The 21474-nt window shown below is 58.9% G+C and carries 15 protein-coding genes and 2 pseudogenes; 11 read left to right on the plus strand and 6 right to left on the minus strand.

Annotation, left to right across the window (positions count from 1 at the left end; all coding sequences use genetic code 11):
- Window positions 1-111: 111 nt before the first annotated feature.
- The 4 genes from WGT02_RS26110 (at window position 112) to WGT02_RS26125 (ending at window position 6048) form a co-directional block, all read left to right on the plus strand.
- Entirely contained in the window at window positions 112-1683 is a 1572-nt protein-coding gene (locus WGT02_RS26110) for a Na+/H+ antiporter (protein ID WP_208247398.1), read from the plus strand.
- Window positions 1684-2078: 395 nt separating this feature from the next.
- A complete protein-coding gene (locus WGT02_RS26115; RefSeq protein ID WP_208247400.1) occupies window positions 2079-2522 on the plus strand; it encodes a (2Fe-2S)-binding protein in 444 nt (147 codons plus the stop codon).
- 89 nt (window positions 2523-2611) lie between these two features.
- Window positions 2612-4753, plus strand: coding sequence for a molybdopterin cofactor-binding domain-containing protein (locus tag WGT02_RS26120; protein ID WP_375679396.1), 2142 nt, complete (start codon window positions 2612-2614; stop codon window positions 4751-4753).
- The gene (locus WGT02_RS26125) at window positions 4750-6048 is read left to right on the plus strand and encodes a cytochrome c (RefSeq protein WP_024318327.1); all 1299 of its coding nucleotides are present in this window, start codon (window positions 4750-4752) and stop codon (window positions 6046-6048) included. The genes WGT02_RS26120 and WGT02_RS26125 overlap by 4 nt, the downstream gene beginning before the upstream one ends.
- Before the next feature lie 143 nt (window positions 6049-6191).
- Here the strand turns inward: WGT02_RS26125 and WGT02_RS26130 are convergent, their stop codons facing one another.
- Window positions 6192-6641: a hypothetical protein gene (locus WGT02_RS26130; RefSeq protein ID WP_208247404.1), complete on the minus strand. Its 450-nt coding sequence runs from the start codon at window positions 6639-6641 to the stop codon at window positions 6192-6194.
- A 1000-nt stretch (window positions 6642-7641) separates the two neighbouring features.
- Between WGT02_RS26130 and WGT02_RS26135 the strand changes: the two genes are divergently transcribed.
- Complete coding sequence (locus WGT02_RS26135) at window positions 7642-9186, plus strand: Fic family protein (protein WP_208247406.1); 1545 nt, start codon at window positions 7642-7644, stop codon at window positions 9184-9186.
- 213 nt (window positions 9187-9399) lie between these two features.
- On the opposite strand, the gene WGT02_RS26140 is transcribed toward WGT02_RS26135, so the two are convergent.
- Both WGT02_RS26140 and WGT02_RS26145 read right to left on the minus strand, forming a co-directional pair.
- Entirely contained in the window at window positions 9400-10314 is a 915-nt protein-coding gene (locus WGT02_RS26140; protein WP_208247408.1) for a proline iminopeptidase-family hydrolase, read from the minus strand.
- Between the two features lie 53 nt (window positions 10315-10367).
- Window positions 10368-10793: pseudogene (locus tag WGT02_RS26145) on the minus strand (LuxR C-terminal-related transcriptional regulator); the annotation flags it as partial.
- Between the two features lie 78 nt (window positions 10794-10871).
- Between WGT02_RS26145 and WGT02_RS26150 the strand changes: the two are divergent.
- The gene (locus WGT02_RS26150) at window positions 10872-11705 is read left to right on the plus strand and encodes an IS5 family transposase (RefSeq protein ID WP_037070297.1); all 834 of its coding nucleotides are present in this window, start codon (window positions 10872-10874) and stop codon (window positions 11703-11705) included.
- Here the strand turns inward: WGT02_RS26150 and WGT02_RS26155 are convergent.
- Window positions 11688-12086, minus strand: a pseudogene (locus tag WGT02_RS26155) (autoinducer binding domain-containing protein); the annotation flags it as partial. The gene WGT02_RS26150 and the pseudogene WGT02_RS26155 overlap by 18 nt on opposite strands.
- Window positions 12087-12208: 122 nt before the next feature.
- Between WGT02_RS26155 and WGT02_RS26160 the strand changes: the two are divergent.
- Genes WGT02_RS26160 through WGT02_RS26180 form a run of 5 tightly spaced genes read left to right on the plus strand, consistent with a single transcriptional unit; the run spans window position 12209 to window position 18168 of the window.
- On the plus strand, window positions 12209-13099 hold the full coding sequence (locus WGT02_RS26160; RefSeq protein WP_024318332.1) for a proline iminopeptidase-family hydrolase: 891 nt from the start codon (window positions 12209-12211) through the stop codon (window positions 13097-13099).
- A 51-nt stretch (window positions 13100-13150) separates the two neighbouring features.
- Entirely contained in the window at window positions 13151-14089 is a 939-nt protein-coding gene (locus WGT02_RS26165; RefSeq protein ID WP_024318333.1) for an ABC transporter permease, read from the plus strand.
- The gene (locus WGT02_RS26170; RefSeq protein WP_024318334.1) at window positions 14086-14937 is read left to right on the plus strand and encodes an ABC transporter permease; all 852 of its coding nucleotides are present in this window, start codon (window positions 14086-14088) and stop codon (window positions 14935-14937) included. The genes WGT02_RS26165 and WGT02_RS26170 overlap by 4 nt, the downstream gene beginning before the upstream one ends.
- The gene (locus tag WGT02_RS26175; protein WP_208247410.1) at window positions 14934-16634 is read left to right on the plus strand and encodes an ABC transporter ATP-binding protein; all 1701 of its coding nucleotides are present in this window, start codon (window positions 14934-14936) and stop codon (window positions 16632-16634) included. Before WGT02_RS26170 ends, WGT02_RS26175 begins: the two co-directional genes overlap by 4 nt.
- Window positions 16635-16653: 19 nt before the next feature.
- Window positions 16654-18168, plus strand: a complete 1515-nt coding sequence (locus WGT02_RS26180) for an ABC transporter substrate-binding protein (protein WP_208247412.1) — start codon at window positions 16654-16656, stop codon at window positions 18166-18168.
- A gap of 320 nt (window positions 18169-18488) precedes the next feature.
- On the opposite strand, the gene WGT02_RS26185 is transcribed toward WGT02_RS26180, so the two are convergent.
- Both WGT02_RS26185 and hflK read right to left on the minus strand, forming a co-directional pair.
- Window positions 18489-20435, minus strand: a complete 1947-nt coding sequence (locus WGT02_RS26185) for a heavy metal translocating P-type ATPase (protein WP_208247414.1) — start codon at window positions 20433-20435, stop codon at window positions 18489-18491.
- Entirely contained in the window at window positions 20432-21472 is a 1041-nt protein-coding gene (gene hflK, locus WGT02_RS26190) for a protease modulator HflK (protein ID WP_208247416.1), read from the minus strand. The genes WGT02_RS26185 and hflK overlap by 4 nt, the downstream gene beginning before the upstream one ends.
- Window positions 21473-21474 lie beyond the last annotated feature (2 nt).

The raw sequence follows: 21474 nt of genomic DNA on the forward strand, positions 1-21474 counted from the left end.
CAAGGCTGTGAAACCTAGCTCGCGCCAACAAGACGGCGAGCAAGACCAGATTGCCTGTCGACTGCAGCATCGTCGGCCGCAACATAAATATAAATAACGGAGGAACTCAGTTTGTCGCTTGAATCAAAATATGAGTTCCTCGTGATCCTGATAACCGCCATTCTAGTTCTGGAGCTTTTGGCGAAGCTACTACGGTTACCGCCAGCTGTCGCCCTCATCGCCGGCGGGATGGCCCTTGCGTTGGTCCCTGGCGTGCCCGAAATTGATATCGATCCAGATTTTGTGATGGTGGTCTTTTTGCCGCCTTTGCTGATGAGCAGTGCCTATTTCACTGTTTGGCGCGAGATCCGGAGACATTTTTGGGCGATTGCGTCTCTGGCATTGGGCGCGGTTGCATTCACGACACTAGGTGTCGGCTTCGTATTTCATCTTCTTCTACCGCAATTCCCTTTGGCCGTCGGATTTGCGCTCGGTGCGATTGTTTCACCACCCGATGCGGTAGCCGCTGGCGCGATCTTGGAACGACTCAATCTGCCTAATCCGATTACCGCTGTTCTTGACGGAGAGAGTCTCTTCAATGACGCAAGCGGCCTGGTCTTTTTGCGATTTGCGGTGGCAGCGGCCTTAACGGGAAGCTTCAGCGCTTCCCAGGCGGTGGCGTCATTTGCATGGCTAGCATTGGGCGGTGTGCTCGTCGGCCTCGCGGGAGGTTGGCTAGGGCTTCTCGTCATTCGCAAGCTCCGAGACAGTGAACTGATCATTACGGCAACTCTGCTTTTGGCTGCGGTATCCTATATCAGTGCCGAGTCGGCGGGCGTTTCAGGTGTTTTGGCCACCGTGACGACCGGGTTGCTGCTTGGCTGGCATCAACACGAGGCGTTCGCGGCATCAACACGTGTGCAAAGCCAGGCTTTTTGGAAAACACTCGTGTTCTTGATGGAATCGCTTCTATTCATCCTAATCGGCTTATCGTTGCGAGGGGTCTCCGAACGTATTAGCGGGTTGCCCGAATACATCATTCCCATCGCAGGAGTTGTGCTGACTGTTGTATTCGCCCGCTTTGTCTATCTGGGAGGTTCCAACCTGTTTGTCGCCGTCGTGAGGCGGAACGGCAGGATGCCGAAAGCGAAACAATCTTTGGCGGCTACGATCGTCATGGGTTGGGCAGGTATGCGAGGTGTCGTTACCCTGGCAGCGGCGCTGTCACTTCCGGTCGGGTTTCCTGGTCGCGATATTGTATTGGTCGCCGCCTTTGCGGTCATTATATTCACGGTGTTAGTGCAGGGTATAACGCTTGCTCCACTCATTCGGTTGCTAAAAATAGCCAATCCTCAGGATGACATTCTCATCCAAGAACATGATGCGTCTGCTTGGAAGCAGGTAGCCGAAGCACAGTATCGTGCGGTTCAAATCCTCTCTCGAAGGCCTGATGGAAGCGAACAGCATCCTCGCTTGGTGGAGCAGTATGAGCATCGTGCACGGGCGGCCGCACAGTACCTCGAGGACCGGGGGACGCATGAATTGATCAAAGCCGATCACTTCGATGCGGTTCTCGCAGCGATCAGGGCCGGCCGGGCGGAAGTCATCCGGATGTATAGATCCGGCGAGATACGTGATCGCGTTATGCGCGACCTCGAACACGAACTGGACCTCCAAGAAATCGCCGCGGAAAATCGAAAGTAACCAGCCATGCGGAGTAGTGATCTTCACGGCCATTTCGGCGGCTGATTTGGAGTACCGAAAATATCACTGTTTCGTGGGCGTCCCGAAACGGTGCAGAGCCGCGACTGCAGTGCCGCCTAAGCCACTAGCTGCAATGACTGATGACGATCCGGATTTAGCCGCGGCGTTGAGGAGTCCTGTGCGCTCGACGAGGTATTGGATGGTCGCGAATGTAGGCCCTATACGACGGTATATTCCCGTCATGCGGATGGATTAGTTCTTTCCGCTGCAAGCTTTGGTAATTCTTCAAGCCAAGATTCCTATTGGAAAGGCAGCCCGGTCAGCTTTGCCCGCGTCTGGGTTCGTGTGTTCGCAAGAGGTCGAAGGCGCGTACAAGTTTCGAATGAGGTGTAGCTTTGATTTCAGCCATCATTAACGGGACTTCTGTTGATCTCGACGGTCCTCCTGACATGCCCCTCCTTTGGGCCCTGCGAGATCTCTTGGGGCTAACTGGAACCAAGTTCGGATGCGGAATCGGCCAGTGTGGGGCGTGCACTGTACAGATCGACGGTAAACCAACGCGCTCGTGCATGGTGCCGATTGGCGAGTTGAACGGCGACGTAACCACCATCGAGGCCATCGGGGCGACAGTCGAAGGCAAACGCATCCAAAACGCTTGGCTGTCCCTTGAGGTGATCCAGTGCGGGTACTGCCAGTGCGGGCAAATAATGGCCGCATCCGCGCTGCTCGCCAAAAACCCACATCCAGATGATGCTGCGATCGATGCCGCCATGTCGGGAAACATCTGCAGGTGCTGCACCTATCCCCGCATCCGCCAGGCTATCAAGGAGGCGAGATGAAAGGCGTAACACTCATGGGAGAGAACGATCTTCCGACCTTTACGCGCAGGCACTTTCTCTTCGGTGGCTCTCTGTTGATAGGCTTCTCGTTGTCCAATCCCGCAAAGGCTGTGGTCGCGGAAGACAAAATTGCTGCAAGCGGTGCGCTCGACGCCGCGGCAGCCGGCTTCGACGGTTTTGTTCCGGACGGATTCATAAGGATCGCCCGCGACGGACGGATCATTTTGGTCGTTCCGAGCGCTGAAATGGGGCAGGGCATCGCAACGACCGAGGCTATGTTGCTTGCCGAAGAGCTCGAGGTCGGGCTGGATCAGATCGAGGTGGCGCTCGCGCCAGCGGATCCGCTGGCATACAATCAGGCTATTCTAAAAGGGCAGGTCACCGGCGGGTCAACGTCCGTTCGAGCATTCTACACGCCCTTAAGGAAGGCAGGCGCGGCTGCGCGCATGATGCTGATCAATGCTGCCGCCCAATCCTGGGGAGTAAACCCGGCGGAGTGTGTAGCGAGCCGAGCTATTGTTTCCCACCAACCCAGCGGCCGACAAGCCGTGTTCGCATCGCTCGTCGATGGTGCGCGTCAACAGAATATTCCACAGGATATTCCTTTAAAGCCACCGCGCGAATTCAAGGTCATCGGCAAGCCGCTCAAACGGGTCGATACGCCCGAGAAGGCCACCGGTGCAGCCAAATTCGGTATCGATGCGGCCGTGGAGGGAATGCGGTTTGCAGCCGTGTCCATCTGTCCCACGATAGGTGGGACCGTGAAAACAGTCGACTCAGCGGCGGCTTTGGCCTCGTGGGGCGTCATTGACGTGATTCAGATCGATGACGCAGTCGCAGTTATCGGCACCAACTATTGGGCAGCCAAGAAGGGCCTGGACCTTCTTGCGGTGGAGTGGAACGAGGGCTCAAATGCATCGCTTTCATCGGCCGAGCTGATTGACGGCCTGAAAAACGCAACAGCCACGCCTATCATCGGAAAGGCGATTGGCGATCCCGATGCCGCCTTAAAAGCGCATAAGCGGATTGATACCGTCTATCAGCTGCCATACCTGGCGCACGCCGCGCTAGAGCCAATCAATACCACCATCCACGTTCGACCGGACGCCTGTGATGTATGGGTCAGTACGCAGGTTCCGGAGATTGCACGCCAGGTCGTTTCGGAGATCGTCGGCCTTCCGCTGGAGAAGGTATCGGTTCATCCCCACTTGATCGGCGGCGGTTTCGGTCGACGCCTTGCCGTCGACACCATTCAGCACGCCGCGCGCCTAGGCAAGCTTGTGAGCTACCCTCTCAAGATAATTTGGACCCGCGAGCAGGATATCATGCACGATCGGTTCAGACCTGCATATTATGATCGGGTCTCTGCAGCCTTGGCTGAGGACGGCGCGCCTTTGGCTTTCATTCATCGGGTGACCAGTTCCACTGTGCGCCCCTACTACGACCGACAGCTTTGGCCAGCGGAAAAACTTGATCCTGATGCGCTCGTCGGCTCCGACAATATGCCATACTCCATTCCACATGCCAGATGGGAATGGGTTCGCCAGGACAGCCCCGTCGCTTTGAACTGGTGGCGCGGCGTTGGCGAGGGTCACAATGTTTTCGTTGTCGAAAGCTTTATCGATGAACTGTCCGCTTTGGCCGGAAAAGATCCGATTGCCTATCGCCAGGCGATGCTATCACAAAACCCCCGAGCTGCAGCAGTCTTGGAAAAAGCCTCGGATGCATCTGAATGGGGAAAGCCGCTCCCTTCGCGAATGGGACGTGGCGTTTCTCTGCATCAAAGTTTCGGAAGCTTTGCCGCCTTGGTGGTGGAGGTCGAAGTCAGTGAGCAAGGCGTAGTCCTTCTGCGGCGAGCAACAGCCGCTGTTGATTGTGGGGTGCCCATCAATCCGGACAGTATCGTCGCGCAAATTCAAGGCGGAACACTGTTCGGTTTGTCAGCGGCCCTCTACAACGGCATCACCTTTGCAAATGGCCGGGTTCAGCAAAGCAACTTCCACGATTACAGGCAGATCCGTATGAACGAGGTTCCGCCGTTCGAGGTCTTTGTGATGCCGAGCACAGAAAACCCGGGAGGACTGGGTGAGGTCGGAACTGTTTCCGCACCGGCTGCGCTGACGAACGCGATCTTTGCGGCAACAGGGGTCAGACTTAGATCATTGCCCATAGACCGTTCGCTCCTCGTGACAAGCCACGTCGCCGGGCAAACCGACCAGGTGTCACAATGATGCTGCGCCGTGTTCTCGCTGTTACTGCCGTGGTTGCCGGAATAGGGGTTCTGACCGCTATCTGTTTTTTCTTCTGGCCCCACCGATTGCCCACGGTCTTAGCGACCGCCTCTCAGCCTCAAGGTGAGGACCTCATTGCGCGCGGAAAATATCTTGTCACCGCATCAGACTGCGAGGCGTGTCATACCGCGCCCGGAGGCAAGCCGTTTGCCGGTGGCCTTGCCTTCAAACTGCCATTTGGGACCATTTTTTCGCCGAACCTAACGCCCGACATGCAAGCGGGTCTAGGTAGCTGGAGCGACGCGGAATTCGTTCGCGCCATGCGCTCGGGCGTGGGGAAACATGGAGAGGATCTATATCCCGCATTTCCCTACACCTCGTATGCGTTGATGTCGACCGACGACATTTTGGCAGTAAAAGCATATCTCGGGACCTTGCAGCCGCAGCGAAATCCGTCGCTGCCTGCGCAGCTTTCCTTCCCATTCAATCAGCGATGGCTCATGAGGGGTTGGAAGCTGCTATTCGTCCCTTGGCATCCGTTTGAGCGCGACGCCAATAAGGACGATCGGTGGAACAAGGGTGCATATCTGGTGGAGGCGCTCGCACATTGTGGCGAGTGTCACACACCACGCGGTCTCATGTTCGAAAAGGAGCAAGCGCGAGCACTTTCCGGCGGCGACGTCGATGGTTGGAAAGCGTGGAACATCACATCGGATCGCGAAAATGGAATCGGTGGCTGGAGCGACCAAGATCTCGTCGCATATCTTTCAAAAGGATATGTTCATAGGCATGGTCCCGCTTCCGGGTCGATGCGCCAAGCCATCGACCTTAGCCTGAGCAGGCTTCCAAAATCGGATATCGAGGCAATCGTTTCATACCTTCGCACGGTGCGTTCTCTGCCCAGCAGCTATCCCAAGGTGACGGTGAACAATCTGGTGCCAGCTATTCAGTCAGCTCAGGCTTGGTCTCCTGGACTGAACAAGCAGGACGGGCTCGGATTGCGGATCTTTGAGGGCGCTTGTGCAAGCTGCCACGGCTTTGATGGCTCTGGGCAAAACGCGCCATGGGCTTCGCTGGCCGGATCGCATAGCGTGAATGATCCCGCAGGCTCAAATCTGATCCGGCTCATTCTGCAGGGTAGTTCCGATTCAACCCACAACCCCACAACGACGATGCCAAACTTTGCCGCAGCCTATTCCGATGCTGAGATAGCTGCGGTGGCAAACTACGTGATCAATCACTTCGCAGGCCGGAACGGGAAAGTGACGCCGAGCGACGTAGCAAAAGCGCGATAAAGAACCACCTTAGTCGTCAGCTCGATCCTAGAACGGCGGGCCTTCAAAAAGGCGCTCGAATGATTTGACTGACGAGATCGCAACCGTTTTCTGGTGAGGCTGCTGACTTGTTTGGGACACGTGGGTTCCATAGATCGCCTTGCCTAAGAGAGCGCTTTGAGATCGGCGAGGTCGTTCTCGGTATGCTCTCCACTCGCAATCGCGCTCCTTTTAGACGCAACGATCAGTGCTTTCGACATGAACGGTAGTCGAAGCCCATCGACCTCGATAATTTTTCTTGTCTCAAAGATCTGGTTCAGATCCATCCCGTGAAAATCCGTCAAGATATCGAGACGCCGTCGGCCGTCCTGAGTTTTGGCACCTGCCTCTTCGAGTGCAGCAATCTTCGTATCGTTGAAACGGATCCAGTTTAGTTGCACATCGATCAAACGTGCGAGGTTAGTGCGCGTTTGACGGATGAGAATGTCGATGTCCTCTCGCGCCCGCCGATATCCGTGTGCATTGACTGCCGTGCCTCCCACGATGACGAATTCCACGTTGGCATCGATCAATGCTTGCAGCAGTTCACGTTCGCTCGCGCTGAGCAATGACATCGTAGCGTCACACATCCTTTCTGCAGCCTTTTTGTTGATTTCTAGTAGGAGCTGACCCGGCGGATCGCGATATTTCCATCAAGATTTGACCCATGTCTGAAACGTCCTCCGCGGGATTTAGGAGAGGGCTCTGGAGTGATCAACGTGGCCTTACCGAGTGTAACCCGACGCTGATTTTCGAGAGCATCTATCGGTCCGGGAGATCCGCCGCCCGCCCGATCTGTCCCGGAATACCATCGCAAATAACTGCCCGGACAATCTACCGTCTGTTTCGAACGCAAACGCATGTCTGCTTTCCTGGCCACGCTTTCGGGAAGCCGCCAGTCCGCTCCCGGCCCGATGTCAGTCCTTCCGTTGAAGGCTAAGCAAATTCAGCTTACGCCAAAAAGGGAAACGATTCCCGGTTTGGCGCTACCATTCATATTGCAATGTACAAGTCTCTGTAGGTTCAGGCCCCCGCAACCAAATCCACGCTACAGTAGCCGAATACTGCGCTCCGGTGCGCTAAGGCACTACGATCGACGGCCACTTCATCCCTGTCATGCCGCTGTTACCAGATGTTCGTTTTATGATGTATCACCGAATGGGCGATACCGCGTGTCCCCTCAAGGACCGCTTGGCGGAGCAACTCAATGGGATGGGACGACTGGGGGTAGACTCGCAGTCACTTCGCCTGTCCGATCTTGTAAAGCCACCTCCCTCTCAGGGCCCGCTGCGGGGTCTCCCTGCAGATGGGGGGTGTGCGGGCGATCGCATCGCCGGCCAGGGCTTTCCCCCGCAAACACGTCTTTCTGTAAAACGGAAACACGCCGATCCAACTGTCAGGAATTCCTAGCCGCCAGCAATACCTGCATAGGGAGGAAACCCATGGTTGCAGACCTATCAAGCGGGGAGAATCAAAAATCACGCACATGCGCCATAGTCATCAAAATTCATTGCGTGTAATTGTCTTTCAGGCGATGCTCTTCCTAATGGGTCTCAGGCGCGAGCATCGAAAATCATGGAACAGGGACAGAAGAAGCCGTTTTCAGGGCCAGTTAGCGTTCTTCACGGCCGCTGGCTGCCGAAAACGGCTGTCCCCGTCGGTTATGCCGCTCTGATTGACGCCTTCGATCTGGCCGTGCCGATCCCCATCACCCTCGCTGCGATTGGCCCCCGACATAAGGTCTATCAGGCGGAGGGCTGGAAACTCTATACGCCCCGCCATGAGCCCGAAGCCAGTCTGACCGGCCACCTGACCTTTGCGTTGCGCTACGAGGGGCTGGATCTCGCTGTCCTGAAAATGCTCTTTCGCGCGACGGGTCCAGAAGCCGTTGTCGAGATCGTTCGCGCGGCCCCGACCGGGGCCTATGCGCGACGGCTCTGGTTCCTCTACGAATGGCTGCTCGGTCAGCCGCTCGATCTGCCCAACGCCACCCGCGGCACCTATGCCCTTGTCGTCGATCCTGAACAGCAATGGGCATCGGAGGGTGAGACCTCTTCACGCCATCGTGTGAAAAACAATCTGCCCGGAACACCTGCCTGGTGTCCGATGATTTTCCGCACGTCGGAGCTGGACGACTTCGTCGCCCGGAATCTGGGCGAGGAAGCCCGACGCGTGATCGCCGAGGCTCCGGCAGACCTTCTGGCCCGCACCGCCGCCTTCCTCCTGCTCAAGGACTCGCGATCCAGTTTCCAGATCGAGGGCGAAGACCCGCCCCAGGACCGTATCCAGCGTTGGGGCCAGGTTATTGGCGAGGCGGGGCGCCTCCCAGTGGACCGCATGGAACTGGAACGATTGCAGCGCATCGTCATTGGGGATGCCCGCTTCGTTCACCTCGGCCTGCGTCAGGAAGGCGGGTTCGTCGGTGAGCATGACCGCGTGAGCGGTGCTCCGATCCCCGACCATATCAGCGCCCGGCATGAGGATCTGCCGGACCTGATCGACGGGTTGGCCGCCTTCGATCAGCGGCCGGCGGCCCGGCATCTCGATCCGGTCCTTGCCGCTGCCGCGCTCGCTTTCGGATTCGTCTATATCCATCCTTTCGAGGACGGAAACGGCCGCCTGCACCGCTATCTCATCCATCATGTGCTTGCCGAGCGTGGTTTCAATCCGCGCGGGCTGGTCTTTCCTGTCTCAGCCGTCATCCTCGACCGCATCGATGAGTATCGCCGCGTACTAGAAAGCTACTCGCGGCGTTTGCTGGCCCATGTCCGCTGGAGGCCGACCGACCGGGGAAATGTCGAGGTGTTGAACGACACCGCGGATTTCTACCGCTATTTTGATGCGACGCCGCATGCGGAGTTTCTCTTCCGATGCGTGGCGCGTACGATCGATGTAGATCTGCCGGAGGAGGCCAGGTTCCTGAGAACCTATGACGGGTTCAGGGCGGGCCTGTCGCTTATGATCGACATGCCGGATCGTCTGCTCGATCTTCTTTTCCGCTTCCTGCATCAGAATGGCGGGACGCTCTCGAAGCGGGCGCGGGAGAAGGAATTCGCCGCGCTGACAGAAGACGAGATTGCAAGGATCGAGGCGCTCTACGCGGAACAGCGGCACGATTGACGCCCTCCGAACCTCCAAGAGCGGCTGTATCGCTGCTAAATGGTGAGATGCGCTCTGAAATGCGTTGATAAACAAGGGAGTTTTCGCGTCTCAAGCCTGCAACCATTATTACTTGCGGCGAGCGCAAGTAATAATTAAATCCTGCCCGCAATCAAAACAGCCGAAAACGCACACGACGCGCTTTTTGCGTGGGGCGGCAAAATCTTCGGCGCTTCAATCGAAGCGCGAAAGGAAGCTGGACACCTTTCCCAAGCAGAGCGCCTTTTCTTCGACATGCGGCATGTGACTCGAGTTTTCGAATAGCACCCACTCGCATCCCCTGATCTTGTCGACATAGGGCCTCACAACGAGCGGTGTGGCCTCGTCGTATTTGCCTGAAATCAGGAGGGTAGGGGCTTCTATGAGATGCAGACGGTCTTCGATCGTCCAGTCCTTCATCGTGCCAATGACGTGGAATTCGGTCGGCCCGTTCATGTTGCGGTAGACGGTATTGTCCTCGTCCATGATGGCGAAGGTGCGCGCGACTTCGGGAGGCCATGGCGAAACGCGGCAGACATGGCGGTCGTAGAAGACCCGCGATGCGGTGATATATTCAGGATCGGTGATCGTACCGGCCTTCTCATGCTTCAAGAGCGTGTCCTGCACATCCTGCGGCAGCCCCTTGCGCAGACGGTTTGCTTCCGCAACCCAGGTGTGCATGTTGGCCGGCGAATTGGCGATGACGAGCGCCTTCAGCCCCTTCGGCCGTCGCACGGCGTGCTCGGCGCCGAGCATGCCGCCCCAGGACTGGCCGAGGAAGGCATAGCGATCCTGAATGCCCAGGTGGTTCAGGAGCGCGTCCAATTCTTCGAGGAAAAGACCAGGGGTCCAGAAGTCCGGCCCTTTTTCCGGCATTCGGGTGGAATTGCCATTGCCGAGCTGGTCGTAGTGAATGACCGGCCGTCCGTCGATCTCGGTGATGCCCTTGAAGCTGTCGACGTAGTCGTGCGTGCAGCCGGGACCGCCATGGGCGACAACGAGCGGCAACTTGCAGCTGTCGAGCGACCCGGTGACGCGATACCAGGTTCGGTATTCGCGAAAGGGCAGGAAGGCTTCCTTCGACGCAATTGCGTTCACGTGCTTCTCCATGTCGTGGCGATCGATGGAAAAGCATAACGCGGCTGAAAGAGGCGTGGCAGCTATCACAAGTTATAGGATGGGCGGTCCTCGAGCAGCCGGTAATGAGTGGCGCGCACGACCGCCTGGGTGCGGTTCCTGGCGCCGAGTTTCTTGGCCGCAGCGTTGAGGTGCATGACGACGGTGGGAACGGAGCGGTCGATGACGCGGGAGATTTCCTTGGCCGAAAGGCCCTCGGCGGAATAGCGCAGGCATTCGCGCTCGCGCTCCGTCAGCCTTGCTTTGCCGGTGCTGAACGTCTTCGTATCGAAGAGCGAATAGGCGGCCTCATGGAAAACGTGCGCGAGGAGGTTGAAGTCGGCGATGTAGCGCAGCGCGTGCCTTTCGAATTCCCGGTCGCCGCCGAACCGCACACCGGTGACGGTTGCATAGTCGCCGCGCGGCATATGCACCGGCACGGTAACGCCGGTCGACATATCCCTTTCACTTAGAGGCTGCCTCAAAAAGAAGTGGGTGATTTCAACAGGTTGTGATTCCTTCGGATTTGCGAAGATTCGATGGAGTTCACGATGGCCTGGACCGAAACCACCCGTCGGCAATATGCCCGGCGAGCAGCACGCTATGCAAGCGATATGACGGATAGAGAATGGCGAATTGTCGAGCCGCTCCTACCTGCGCCCCGTCGACTTGGGCGACCGCGAACAACGGTGCTGCGTGAGGTCATGAATGCGCTTTTGTATATCGCCTCGACCGGCTGCCAATGGCGGATGCTGCCAAAGGACTTTCCGCCGTGCTCGACGGTTCAGCGATACTTCTATGCGTGGCGGGGTATTGGGCTTTGGGCCCGCATCAACCACCATCTAGTGATGGCGGCGCGCGAACTGGAAGGCAAAGAGGCCAGTCCTACGGCAGGCGTGATCGACAGCCAAAGCGTCAAAACCACCGAAAGCGGCGGCATTCGAGGTTACGACGCCGGCAAAAAGATCAAGGGCCGCAAGCGCCATATCGTCGTCGACACACTCGGCCTGCTGGTTGGCCTCATGGTTCACAGCGCCGATATCCAGGACCGCGATGGCGCTCCCGATTTACTGAAATCCATTTGTCACAGATGGCCATGGTTGCTGCATGTTTTCGCCGACGGTGGCTATGCGGGCGACAAATTGAAACGGAAGCTGAAGAAGGTCGGTCGCTTCACGGTCGAAATCATCAAGCGCAGCGACAAGACCAAAGGCTTCGAAGTGCTACCACGCCGTTGGGTCGTCGAGCGAACATTTGCATGGCTTGGAAGGTGCCGGAGATTGGCGAAGGACGTCGAAAAATCCATCGCTTCAGCCGAGGCATGGATCATGATCGCCCATATCCGCCTCATCACTAGACGTCTCGCAAGGTATTGTTACCATTGAACTCTTTTCGAGTCCGACTCTTAGATAGCGCGCGACCGGGGCTGTGTCCTCGGTCATGAAACGGCGGATCAGTGTGTCTGCCTCCGCATCGTAATTCCAGAAGAAGGGGGTGGACGTGCGCAGCGCCACCTGCTGGACCGGATCGATGCGAAAATAACCATGATTGAACCAGTAATCATGCATGTCGTCGGAAATGTTGCGTAGTTTCAGCAGCGATGGAATCATGATTTCGCCGTCGAGATCGTAGGGCACCGGCGTATAATCGTAGATCAGCGCCTCGAAACCGATAGCCTTCATCGCTTCGAAGACCTGGTCGATCCGACCGTCCAGCATTTCATGATCGGTGAACTGTCGTCTGATCGTGCCGATTTCGTCAATCATCGCTGGCTCCACAGGCCTCGAGCCGATCCTATCACTTCTTATAGCTGGCGCCCGACATCATTTGAGGTAAAAATTAGCGGTGCCCAAATATTAAGCAAGCATTTTCTTCGTCGGAGTGGTCAATGTGGCGTGAGATCGAGCCCGATGTTCGACTTGAGATCGAAGTCGATGGCCACAAGGTGGTGGCCTACAGTTTCGGGGATGGAGCGGAGACGGTTTTCTGCCTCAATGGCGGGCCTGGACTGCCCTGCGACTATCTGCGCGAGGCGCATTCCTGTCTGATCGATCAACGCTACCGCGTCGTCGCCTTTGATCAACTCGGGACCGGCGCGTCGGATCGCCCGACCGAACCATCGCTCTGGACGATCAGCCGCTATGTCGAGGAGACCGAGACCGTGCGCAAGGCGCTTGGGCTCGGCAAGGTGCACATGCTCGGTCACTCCTGGGGTGGGTGGCTGGCGATCGATTATTCGCTCACCTATCCTGGCAACCTGCAGACGCTGATCCTTGAGGATACCGTTGCGGACATGCCGCATCTGATCCTGGAACTAGAGCGGTTGCGCGCAGCACTCGGGCCCGAAACGGTGGCGATGATGCAGAAGCACGAAGCCCGGGGCACGTACGACCACCCTGAATATCTCGCCGCCGTCACCATTCTCAATTATCGCCACGTGTGCCGCCTGATGGAATGGCCCGCACCTGTTCGCCGATCGCTCGGCGACTGGAACATGGGCCCCTACGGCACCATGCAGGGCCCGAACGAATTCCTCTATACCGGCAACCTGAAGGACTGGAGCCGCGTTCGGGATCTGCCGTCCATGACGGTCCCGACATTGATCACCTGCGGTGAGCACGACGAATTGACGCCGGCCTGCGCGCTGAAGATGAAACTCGCCATCCCGAACGCCGAACTGAAGGTGTTCGCCAACGCAAGCCACATGCCCTTCTACGAAAACCCGGCGGACTACTATCCGGCACTTCTCGATTTCCTGGCACGCAACAGGTCGAACTGATGCATAAGCTTGCAGATGACAGCATCAGTCGACGGAGGCACCGGCATCGCCATGCATCGCTATAGGTTCGTTTTCCGAAGGCCTCTCCAGTTCCTGCCGGTCATCGCCGGCATCAGCATCATCACCTTCGTGCTGGTGAGGCTGATTCCCGGCGATCCGGCGCGCGTGCTGCTCGGCACACGCGCCACGCCGACGGCCATCGCCAATATCCGCGCCCAATATGGCCTCGATGAGCCGATCTGGCTGCAGTATCTTTATTTCCTCAGAAACCTCGCCAATGGCGAGATGGGAAAGTCGATCCTCTACAAGATCGATGTGCTCAAGCTCATCGCGACGCGTATCGAGCCGACGATCGCACTCGTCATTTCGAGCATCGTGCTGTCCGTCGTGATCGCCGTGCCGCTTGCGGCAATCGCGGCGCGCAACGCGGGGCGAGCGCCAGATCATGCCGTGCGCATCATTTCGACGTTCGGCATCGGATTCCCGCCCTTCTGGCTTGGCCTAATGCTGATCATCCTGTTCAGCGTCAAGCTCGACCTGCTGCCGGTGTCCGGTTACGGATCGACGATCGCCGACAAGCTCTCTCATCTCATTCTTCCGAGCCTCACCATCGCGCTGTCGCTGTCGACCGTGCTGACACGCAGCCTCAGGACGGCAATGATCGAGGCCCTGAAATCGGATGTGGCGACGGCAGCGCGCGCTCGCGGCATGCCTGAGCGCATCGTCTTCTGGCGTCACGTAGTGCCGAACTCGTTGGTGCCGACCATCAACCTGCTCGCCGTCAACACCGGCTGGCTGATCGGCGGAACCGTCGTCATCGAGAGCGTCTTTGCGCTGCCGGGCATGGGGCAGTTGCTGGTTCGCGCCATCTTCTCGCGCGACTACATGGTGGTGCAGGGCGTCGCCATGGTCTTTGCCTGTGCAACGGTGCTCGTCAATTTCCTCGCCGACATTGCCACCGTCGCGGCCGATCCGCGGGTGAAGCTATGAGCACGATGGCCGTCTCACCCTCCGCTGCGGGCTGGCGAACGCTCCTGGGCAGGCGCACCATGCTCACCGTCGGTGCATCGATCTTGCTGTTCTTCATTCTCGTGGCAATCGCGGCGCCGCTGATCGCGCCGTACGATCCGATCCTTCAAGACGGCAATGCGCGCCTGCAATTGCCGTCTCTCCTGCATCCACTCGGTACCGACAACTTCGGTCGCGATATCCTCTCACGCATCATCTGGGGTGCACGGATCGACCTGCAGATCGCGGTGATCGGTGTCGCCTTTCCGTTCCTGATCGGCACGGTCGTCGGCACGGTCGCGGGCTTCTTCGGCGGCATCGTCGATGCGATCTTCATGCGGATCGTCGACATCATCATGGCCTTTCCCTTTCTGGTGCTGATGCTGTCGATCATCACCATCCTCGGGCCGGGCCTCGGCAGCTTCTACATCGCCATGGCTCTCGTCGGCTGGGTCTCATACGCACGGTTGATCCGAGCGCAGATCCTTGTCCTAAAAAACAGCGATTACGCCGTGGCAGCGGTCAGCCTCGGCTTCGGCCGCATGCGGATCATGTTCCGCCATCTGCTGCCGAACGCCATTGCCGGATCGATCGTATTTTCGATGTCCGATGCCGTGCTCGTCCTGCTCAGCGGCGCCGCTGTCAGCTATCTTGGGCTCGGCGTCCAGCCGCCGGTTGCCGAATGGGGCGTCATGGTCGCGGAAGGCCAGAGCTTCATCACCACAGCCTGGTGGATCACGTTGTTTCCCGGCCTTTCCATCGTCTTTCTTGCCTTCGGCTTCAGCATTTTCGGTGATGCGTTCGGTGAGTTGCTCGGAGTGCATGAATGAGCGCCTCCGTCCTTTCGGTTCGCGGCCTCACGGTCAAGGCGCATCTCGACGGTGAAACGCGCACTCTGCTCGATGCCGTATCGCTCGATCTGGCAAAGGGTGAGATACTCGGGCTGGTCGGCGAAAGCGGTTCCGGCAAGAGCCTGTTCTGCTGCTCGCTAATCCGTTTGCTTCCATCCTCCCGATTAAGGATCGAAGACGGCTCAATCCTTCTCGAAGGGCGCGATCTGACCGCCGTCAGCGATGCCGAGATGCTCGACATCCGCGGCAGCGAGATCGGCATGATCTTCCAGAACCCGACGAGCCATCTCGATCCGGTGATGAGGATCGGCGATCAGATTGCCGAGGGCATCCGTTATCATCAGGGCCTCGACGGGAGGGCAGCCCGTGCGGCCGCGATCGAGATCCTGTCGCAGGTCGGTTTTCCAGACCCGCCTCGTCAGTATGACAGTTATCCGCACGAGTTCTCCGGCGGCATGCGCCAGCGCGCCATGATCGGCGTGGCGCTGTCCTGCAATCCGAAAATCCTGATCGCAGACGAGCCGACGACCGCGCTCGACGTGACCATCCAGGCGCAGATCCTGCAGTTGCTGATCGAACTTCGCGACACGCGCGGCCTGTCGATCATCCTCATCACCCACGATCTCGGCATCGTAGCGCAAACCTGCGACCGGATCGCGGTCATGCGCAACGGCAGGCTTCTGGAGCAGGGCCCGAAGCGGCAGATCCTGTCGCACCCGCAGGACCCCTACACGATCAAGCTCATTCACAGCCACCCGTCGATGCCGGATGGCGCTCCTGTGGCAAGACGCGCCGCTCTGCCGACGACGCCGGCGGTGAAGCCGATACTGGAGATCGACGACCTGCATGTGCGCTTTCCGGTCGGCGGCAGCCTTTTCAGGGGAAGTACGGCAAAGACCGTCAGTGCCGTCTCCGGCATCAGCCTGCAGATCATGCCGGGCGAGACGGTCGGCATTGTCGGGGAATCGGGCAGCGGCAAGAGCACGCTCTCTCGCGCGATACTGGGTTTGACGCCGATCTCCTCCGGGCACATCAGTTTCGAGGGTGCCGATCTTGCCCTGCAGAAAAGCGCGAGCCTGGCGAAGCTCAGGCGCGAGGCGGCCATGGTCTTCCAGGATCCGTTCAGCGCCTTGAACCCACGGATGACCATCGGCCAGACCATCGGCGAGGTGCTGGCGGTACGTGGAGAGGTCCCGAAGGCGGACATCCCCGCACGGATCGGAGAATTGCTGGATCTCGTCGGGCTCGAGCGCGAGTTCGCCAAACGGAAGCCACGCTCGATGAGCGGCGGCCAGTGCCAGCGCGCCGGGATCGCCCGCGCACTTGCCGTCGATCCGAAGCTGATCATCGCCGACGAATGCGTGGCCGCGCTCGACGTCACGATTCAGGCGCAGATTATCGACCTGTTCCGCGAGCTGGCAGCAAGCATGAACCTGACGCTGCTGTTCATCGCGCATGACCTGGCCATCGTGCGCAATCTCTGTGCGCGCACGATCGTCATGTATCGCGGCGAGGTGGTCGAGGACGGTCCGTCGGAAGAGGTCTTCGCGCGTCCGAAACACGCTTACACCGCTCGACTGGTGGCGGCGATCCCCGACATCAACCCGGACAGGCCGCTGCTTGGCGAAATTCAAACTGCCTCTGACAACATCCTATCCATCAAGCGCATTCCATAAAAACGAAGGGAACGACATCATGAACAGGAAGTGGAAATCCATCGGGCTCGCGGCCTTTGCCGCTGCCCTCAGTCTCAGCGCCAGCTTCGCCGAAGCTGCCGGCGTGTTGAGCATCGGCCGTCGCGAGGACTCGACCACGTTCGACCCGATCAAGTCAGCCCAGAACGTCGACAACTGGGTGTTCTCCAACGTCTTCGACGTGCTCATCCGCGTCGACAAGACCGGCACCAAGCTGGAGCCGGGTCTGGCCGAGAGCTGGACCGTCTCCGGCGATGGACTGACCTACACATTCAAGATCCGCGACGCGAAATTCTCCGACGGTTCGCCGATCACGGCCGAGGATGCAGCCTTCAGCCTTCTGCGTATCCGCGACAACAAGGCTTCGCTTTGGAGCGACAGCTACAAGGTCGTCGAGACCGCAGAGGCGACCGATCTGAAGACGCTCACTGTCAAGCTGAAGACGCCGTCCGCGCCTTTCCTGTCAACGCTGGCGCTTCCAAACGTTTCGGTACTGTCGAAGAAGGCCGTCGCGGCTGGTGAGGACGCCTTTGCTGAATTGCCGACCGCGTCGTCGGGCGCATTCACCGTCAAGGAATGGCGGCGCGGCGACCGCGTCATTCTCGAAAAGAACCCGAACTTTTGGCAGGCGGACCGCGTGAAGCTCGACGGTGTCGAATGGATCTCGGTGCCTGACGACAATACCCGTATGCTGAACGTGCAGGCCGGGCAGCTCGACACGGCGATTTTCGTGCCCTTCTCGCGGGTCGAGGAACTGAAGAAGGATGCCAATCTCAACGTACTGATCGACACGTCGACACGTGAGGACCATCTGCTGATCAACCACGAGCACGGCGCGCTCGCCAAGAAGGAGGTGCGTCAGGCACTCGACATGGCGATCGACAAGAAGGCGATCGTCGATACAGTCACCTTTGGCATCGGAACCGTGGCCAACTCCTATATCCCGAAGGGGTCGCTCTATCACTACGACGACAACTATCAGTATCCCTACGATCCGGAAAAGGCCAAGGCGATGCTGGCCGAGGCCGGCGCGTCCGACCTGGCGTTGAACTACGTGGTGAATGCCGGCAACGAAGTCGACGAGCAGATCGCCGTTCTTCTGCAGCAGCAGCTTTCCAAGGCCGGTGTCACCGTCAACCTGCAGAAGGTAGACCCGAGCCAGAGCTGGGACATGCTGGTTGCCGGCGACTACGACATTTCGGTCATGTACTGGACGAACGACATTCTCGACCCGGACCAGAAGACGACCTTCGTGCTCGGTCACGACACCAACATGAACTACATGACCCGCTACAAGAGCGACAAGGTGAAGGATCTGGTGGCCGCAGCCCGCCTGGAACTCGATCCGAAGAAGCGCGAGGCCATGTATGTCGAAATCCAGAAGGCGGCCAAGGACGACGTCCACTGGATCGACCTCTATTACAGCCCCTACATCAACGTCTCGCGCAAGAACATCGAGAACTTCTACCAGAACCCGCTCGGCCGTTTCTTCCTCGAAGACACCGTGAAAAACTGATGAAGCAGCAGCCAGGCGCCTCGGCGTCTGGCTGGGCCATGACAGCGGGGGCAGGCAGATGTTTTCCATATGGGAGAGTTTGGGCCAGGGGACCGGGATATGAAAACCGAGGGCTACCGGTGCTCACACCTGCTGTGACTTCTCCGATTTGAGAGCGTGGCCATAGTTGAGCCTTTGGCAACCTCTTTGAGCGCTTTTCAGCTCAACAGCTTTCGTTGGGGTCGCAGTTCAAATTCCGCCCCGGAACCTGGGGCGGATATGGCCTTAACTTCCCGATTTCAATTGAAGCGGTGAGCTGATGATATAAGCAGATCTTTGCCTCATGCCGTCAGTGGTTCGTCATATCTCATCATCCGGCCGGCATTGGCGAGCACCAGCATGGTGCTGAAATTGTGCAGGATCGCCGCGACGACGGCTCCCGCCGTTCCAAGAAAGCCAAATCCCGCCAATGCGACGATCGCGATGGTCCAGCCAAGGCCGATGATGACGTTGGTTTTCAAAGTCTGTCGGCATAGTCTGCTGAGGCGGATGCAAGTGCCGAGCCGTCGCAAATCGCTGCCAATCAGGATGATGTCCGAAGAGGCCAGCGCGATATCCGCTCCGCCGGCGCCCATCGCGATCCCGACGGCACCGGCCTTGAGGGCGAGCGAGTCGTTGATCCCGTCGCCGACGACAAGAGGTTTGAAGCCGTTTTTCGTCTCGCTCAAGACACGTTTCAGCTTGTCGGCAGGCAGGGCCTGAGCCACGACGTCATCAATGCCAACCTCGCGCGCCAAGGCCTGCGCGACCGACTGACGGTCGCCGGTCAGCAGAAGCTGACGGTTGAGCCCGAGCGCCCGCAACTCCGTCATTGCGTCCGCGGCTTCCGGCTTGATGGTGTCCGACAAGAGGAACCAGGCGACAAAGTCTCCGTCGATGGATATCCCGGCGAGCGGACCGTCGTGTAAAGGAACAGAGGGAGCACCGACGCAGATGTGTTCAAACAGTTCGGGGCGTCCAAGAGCGACTTCGCCAGCGCTTCCGACGGCAACCACACCCAGGCCTTGCATCTCCCTGACATTCGTTAACGGATAATATGCGTCATGGCTGATGAGCGAAGCCATGGCTCGGCTAACCGGATGGCTGCTGGCAGCGCCCAAGGATGCGGCCAAAGCCAGAACGGCGTCTCGATCCACATTCCCGGTCAGTCGGATCTCTTGCAGCCGAAGCCGGCCGAAGGTGAGGGTACCGGTCTTGTCGATGACCAGGGAGGTTAGGTCCGCCAGTTCTTCGAGAAATGCCGAGCTGCGGATGAGGATGCCGTGCCGCGCCGCGACAGCGATACCGGCAATCGCCGTTGCCGGCGCAGACAAGACCAGGGCACACGGGCAGGCCGCCACCAGGATCGCCAGCATGATCTGGTCATTGTAGGTAAGGAACCAGGCGATGGCCGCCACCGTCAAGACGAAACCCAGATATTGTTGCGCGTAACGCTCCAGCAGCCGGGTGATCGGTGGCTTTGAGTTTTCCGCGCGCTGCATCAGGGCAATGACCTTCCCAAGGGTGGAATGCTCGCCCGTTCGGGTCACCTCGATCTCTAGGCGGCCGTCCAGATTGATCGCACCGCCGAAGACCTCCATTCCGGTAGAGACCTCGAGAGGCACGGATTCGCCGGTGATCGGAGCGGTGTCGAGGCTTGCCTGTCCTTTCCGGACACGACCGTCGGCAGGGATGCGGTCTCCCGCTCTAACCTCCACCAGATCGCCCGGCTCCAGGACGATGTTATCGACCTCTCGCATCCCACCGTCCGAGGTGATCAATCGCGCATGGTTGCGGGTCAGGCGGGCTAGCGCATCCATCGCCTCTTTTGATCCGATGACGCTGCGCTCCTCCAGCACATGTCCGAAAATCATGATGATCGGGAGAAGGGCGGCGGTCAAAAGGTCGCCTGTCGCCCAGGCGGCCAGCATCGCCAAAGCGATCAACTGATCGGTGATGCCGTGAAGGCTCGGATGGCGCAGGCTGTGCCAACCGGACCGGATGACTGGAACCGCGACGATGAGCGAGGCGGCCGCGAGCAGAAGCTGGCTGACGCTCTCTTCGTTCGGTGCAAGCCAGCGCCATGCGACCCCGAGAGCGAGCAGGCTCAAAGCGATCATGGCGGCGGTAAGTTGAACGGCTGCTGCCTGTTTTTCATTGGCCGTCAGCAGGCCGGCGCTCAGCACATGGCCATGATGGTGGTGCGAGTGGCCATGGGAGCCATGCGAATGATCCGTCGCGACACTCATTTGTCGGCTCCCTGCAGAATGAGGCGCGCGTCGTCCCCGGGGTCGACCGTGACCACCGAGCCTGCCTGTGACAGGATCTTTGCAACGCGATCTCGATAGAGGCGCCAGAGAAGACCGGGATCGCTATCGGACCCTTGAGCGCTTGCAAAGCCGATGGCGGTGGCCGTATCGGTGCGCGCCTTTGCCAGCCGTTCGCTGGATTGGGCCTGCGCCACCTGCACGATCCGGTCGGCCTCCTGATCGGCGGCCTGCCTGTCTTTCTCCGCATCGTTTTGTGCTGACGCAATCGCCTGCTCTGCATGCTGGCTTGCGGTCAGTACCTGATCGAACGCGCTGACGGCGGTTGCCGGAAGTGCGGATTGCACGTCGGCTCGGTCGATCTCGATCCCGAGGCCCATGCCCCTCGATTTCAGGGCGCTCAGACTGCTGTTGATGCTGTTTACCAGGTCGGCCCGCAAACGTTCGCGCCGCTCGGCGACGCCGTTGTCGGAGGCGACCAGCTCCGGGCGCGCGACTAGAATGCTGTCGAGGTCTCTTGAGGCGCAGATCACAACGGCACTGCGGGTGGCAAGGCGGTCCAACGCTGGAAGGACGTGCTCCTGCTGTAGAGCGTAGGCGAACGGGTCGGTCACCCTGTAGAAGACCCGGACGTCGAGCTGAACGACACTGGCATCAGCCGTCAGCAGATATCCTGACCCCGCCAGGGCGTCGCTCTGCGTCGAGACATCAGCATCGCCGATCTGAGCCGCGGGCGAGCGCAACAATCCATTGATCGGGTGTTCCAAGACGGTGGCGGACGCCGGAAGAAGCAAAACCTTTTCGAAAGGCGCGGGCAGGGCCCACAACAAACCGGATTCCTGCACTCGGTTCAAAGCGCCCAGGCGCAGGACTACAGCCCGGTTTTGTGGCGCGATCTCCCTGATATTGGATGTCGCCCAGCCGCCGGCCGCGAGCACCATGACTGCGGATAACAGCAAAGATACCAGATGAACAGCTTGGTACTGCGCCATCGAATTCCGATCCCTGGTCGTTCGCATCT

The sequence above is a fragment of the Rhizobium sp. T1470 genome, from assembly GCF_042140505.1.
Taxonomy (GTDB): Bacteria; Pseudomonadota; Alphaproteobacteria; order Rhizobiales; family Rhizobiaceae; genus Rhizobium; species Rhizobium favelukesii.

What these genes read in the sequence shown, in the direction of transcription:
- WGT02_RS26175 (WP_208247410.1), top strand. Translation starts at nt 14,934, where the DNA reads ATGAGCGCCTCCGTCCTTTCGGTTCGCGGCCTCACGGTCAAGGCGCAT.
- hflK (WP_208247416.1), bottom strand. Translation starts at nt 21,472, where the DNA reads ATGCGAACGACCAGGGATCGGAATTCGATGGCGCAGTACCAAGCTGTT.
- WGT02_RS26135 (WP_208247406.1), top strand. Translation starts at nt 7,642, where the DNA reads ATGGAACAGGGACAGAAGAAGCCGTTTTCAGGGCCAGTTAGCGTTCTT.
- WGT02_RS26180 (WP_208247412.1), top strand. Translation starts at nt 16,654, where the DNA reads ATGAACAGGAAGTGGAAATCCATCGGGCTCGCGGCCTTTGCCGCTGCC.
- WGT02_RS26125 (WP_024318327.1), top strand. Translation starts at nt 4,750, where the DNA reads ATGATGCTGCGCCGTGTTCTCGCTGTTACTGCCGTGGTTGCCGGAATA.
- WGT02_RS26130 (WP_208247404.1), bottom strand. Translation starts at nt 6,641, where the DNA reads ATGTCATTGCTCAGCGCGAGCGAACGTGAACTGCTGCAAGCATTGATC.
- WGT02_RS26150 (WP_037070297.1), top strand. Translation starts at nt 10,872, where the DNA reads ATGGCCTGGACCGAAACCACCCGTCGGCAATATGCCCGGCGAGCAGCA.
- WGT02_RS26185 (WP_208247414.1), bottom strand. Translation starts at nt 20,435, where the DNA reads ATGAGTGTCGCGACGGATCATTCGCATGGCTCCCATGGCCACTCGCAC.
- WGT02_RS26160 (WP_024318332.1), top strand. Translation starts at nt 12,209, where the DNA reads ATGTGGCGTGAGATCGAGCCCGATGTTCGACTTGAGATCGAAGTCGAT.
- WGT02_RS26140 (WP_208247408.1), bottom strand. Translation starts at nt 10,314, where the DNA reads ATGGAGAAGCACGTGAACGCAATTGCGTCGAAGGAAGCCTTCCTGCCC.
- WGT02_RS26165 (WP_024318333.1), top strand. Translation starts at nt 13,151, where the DNA reads ATGCATCGCTATAGGTTCGTTTTCCGAAGGCCTCTCCAGTTCCTGCCG.
- WGT02_RS26170 (WP_024318334.1), top strand. Translation starts at nt 14,086, where the DNA reads ATGAGCACGATGGCCGTCTCACCCTCCGCTGCGGGCTGGCGAACGCTC.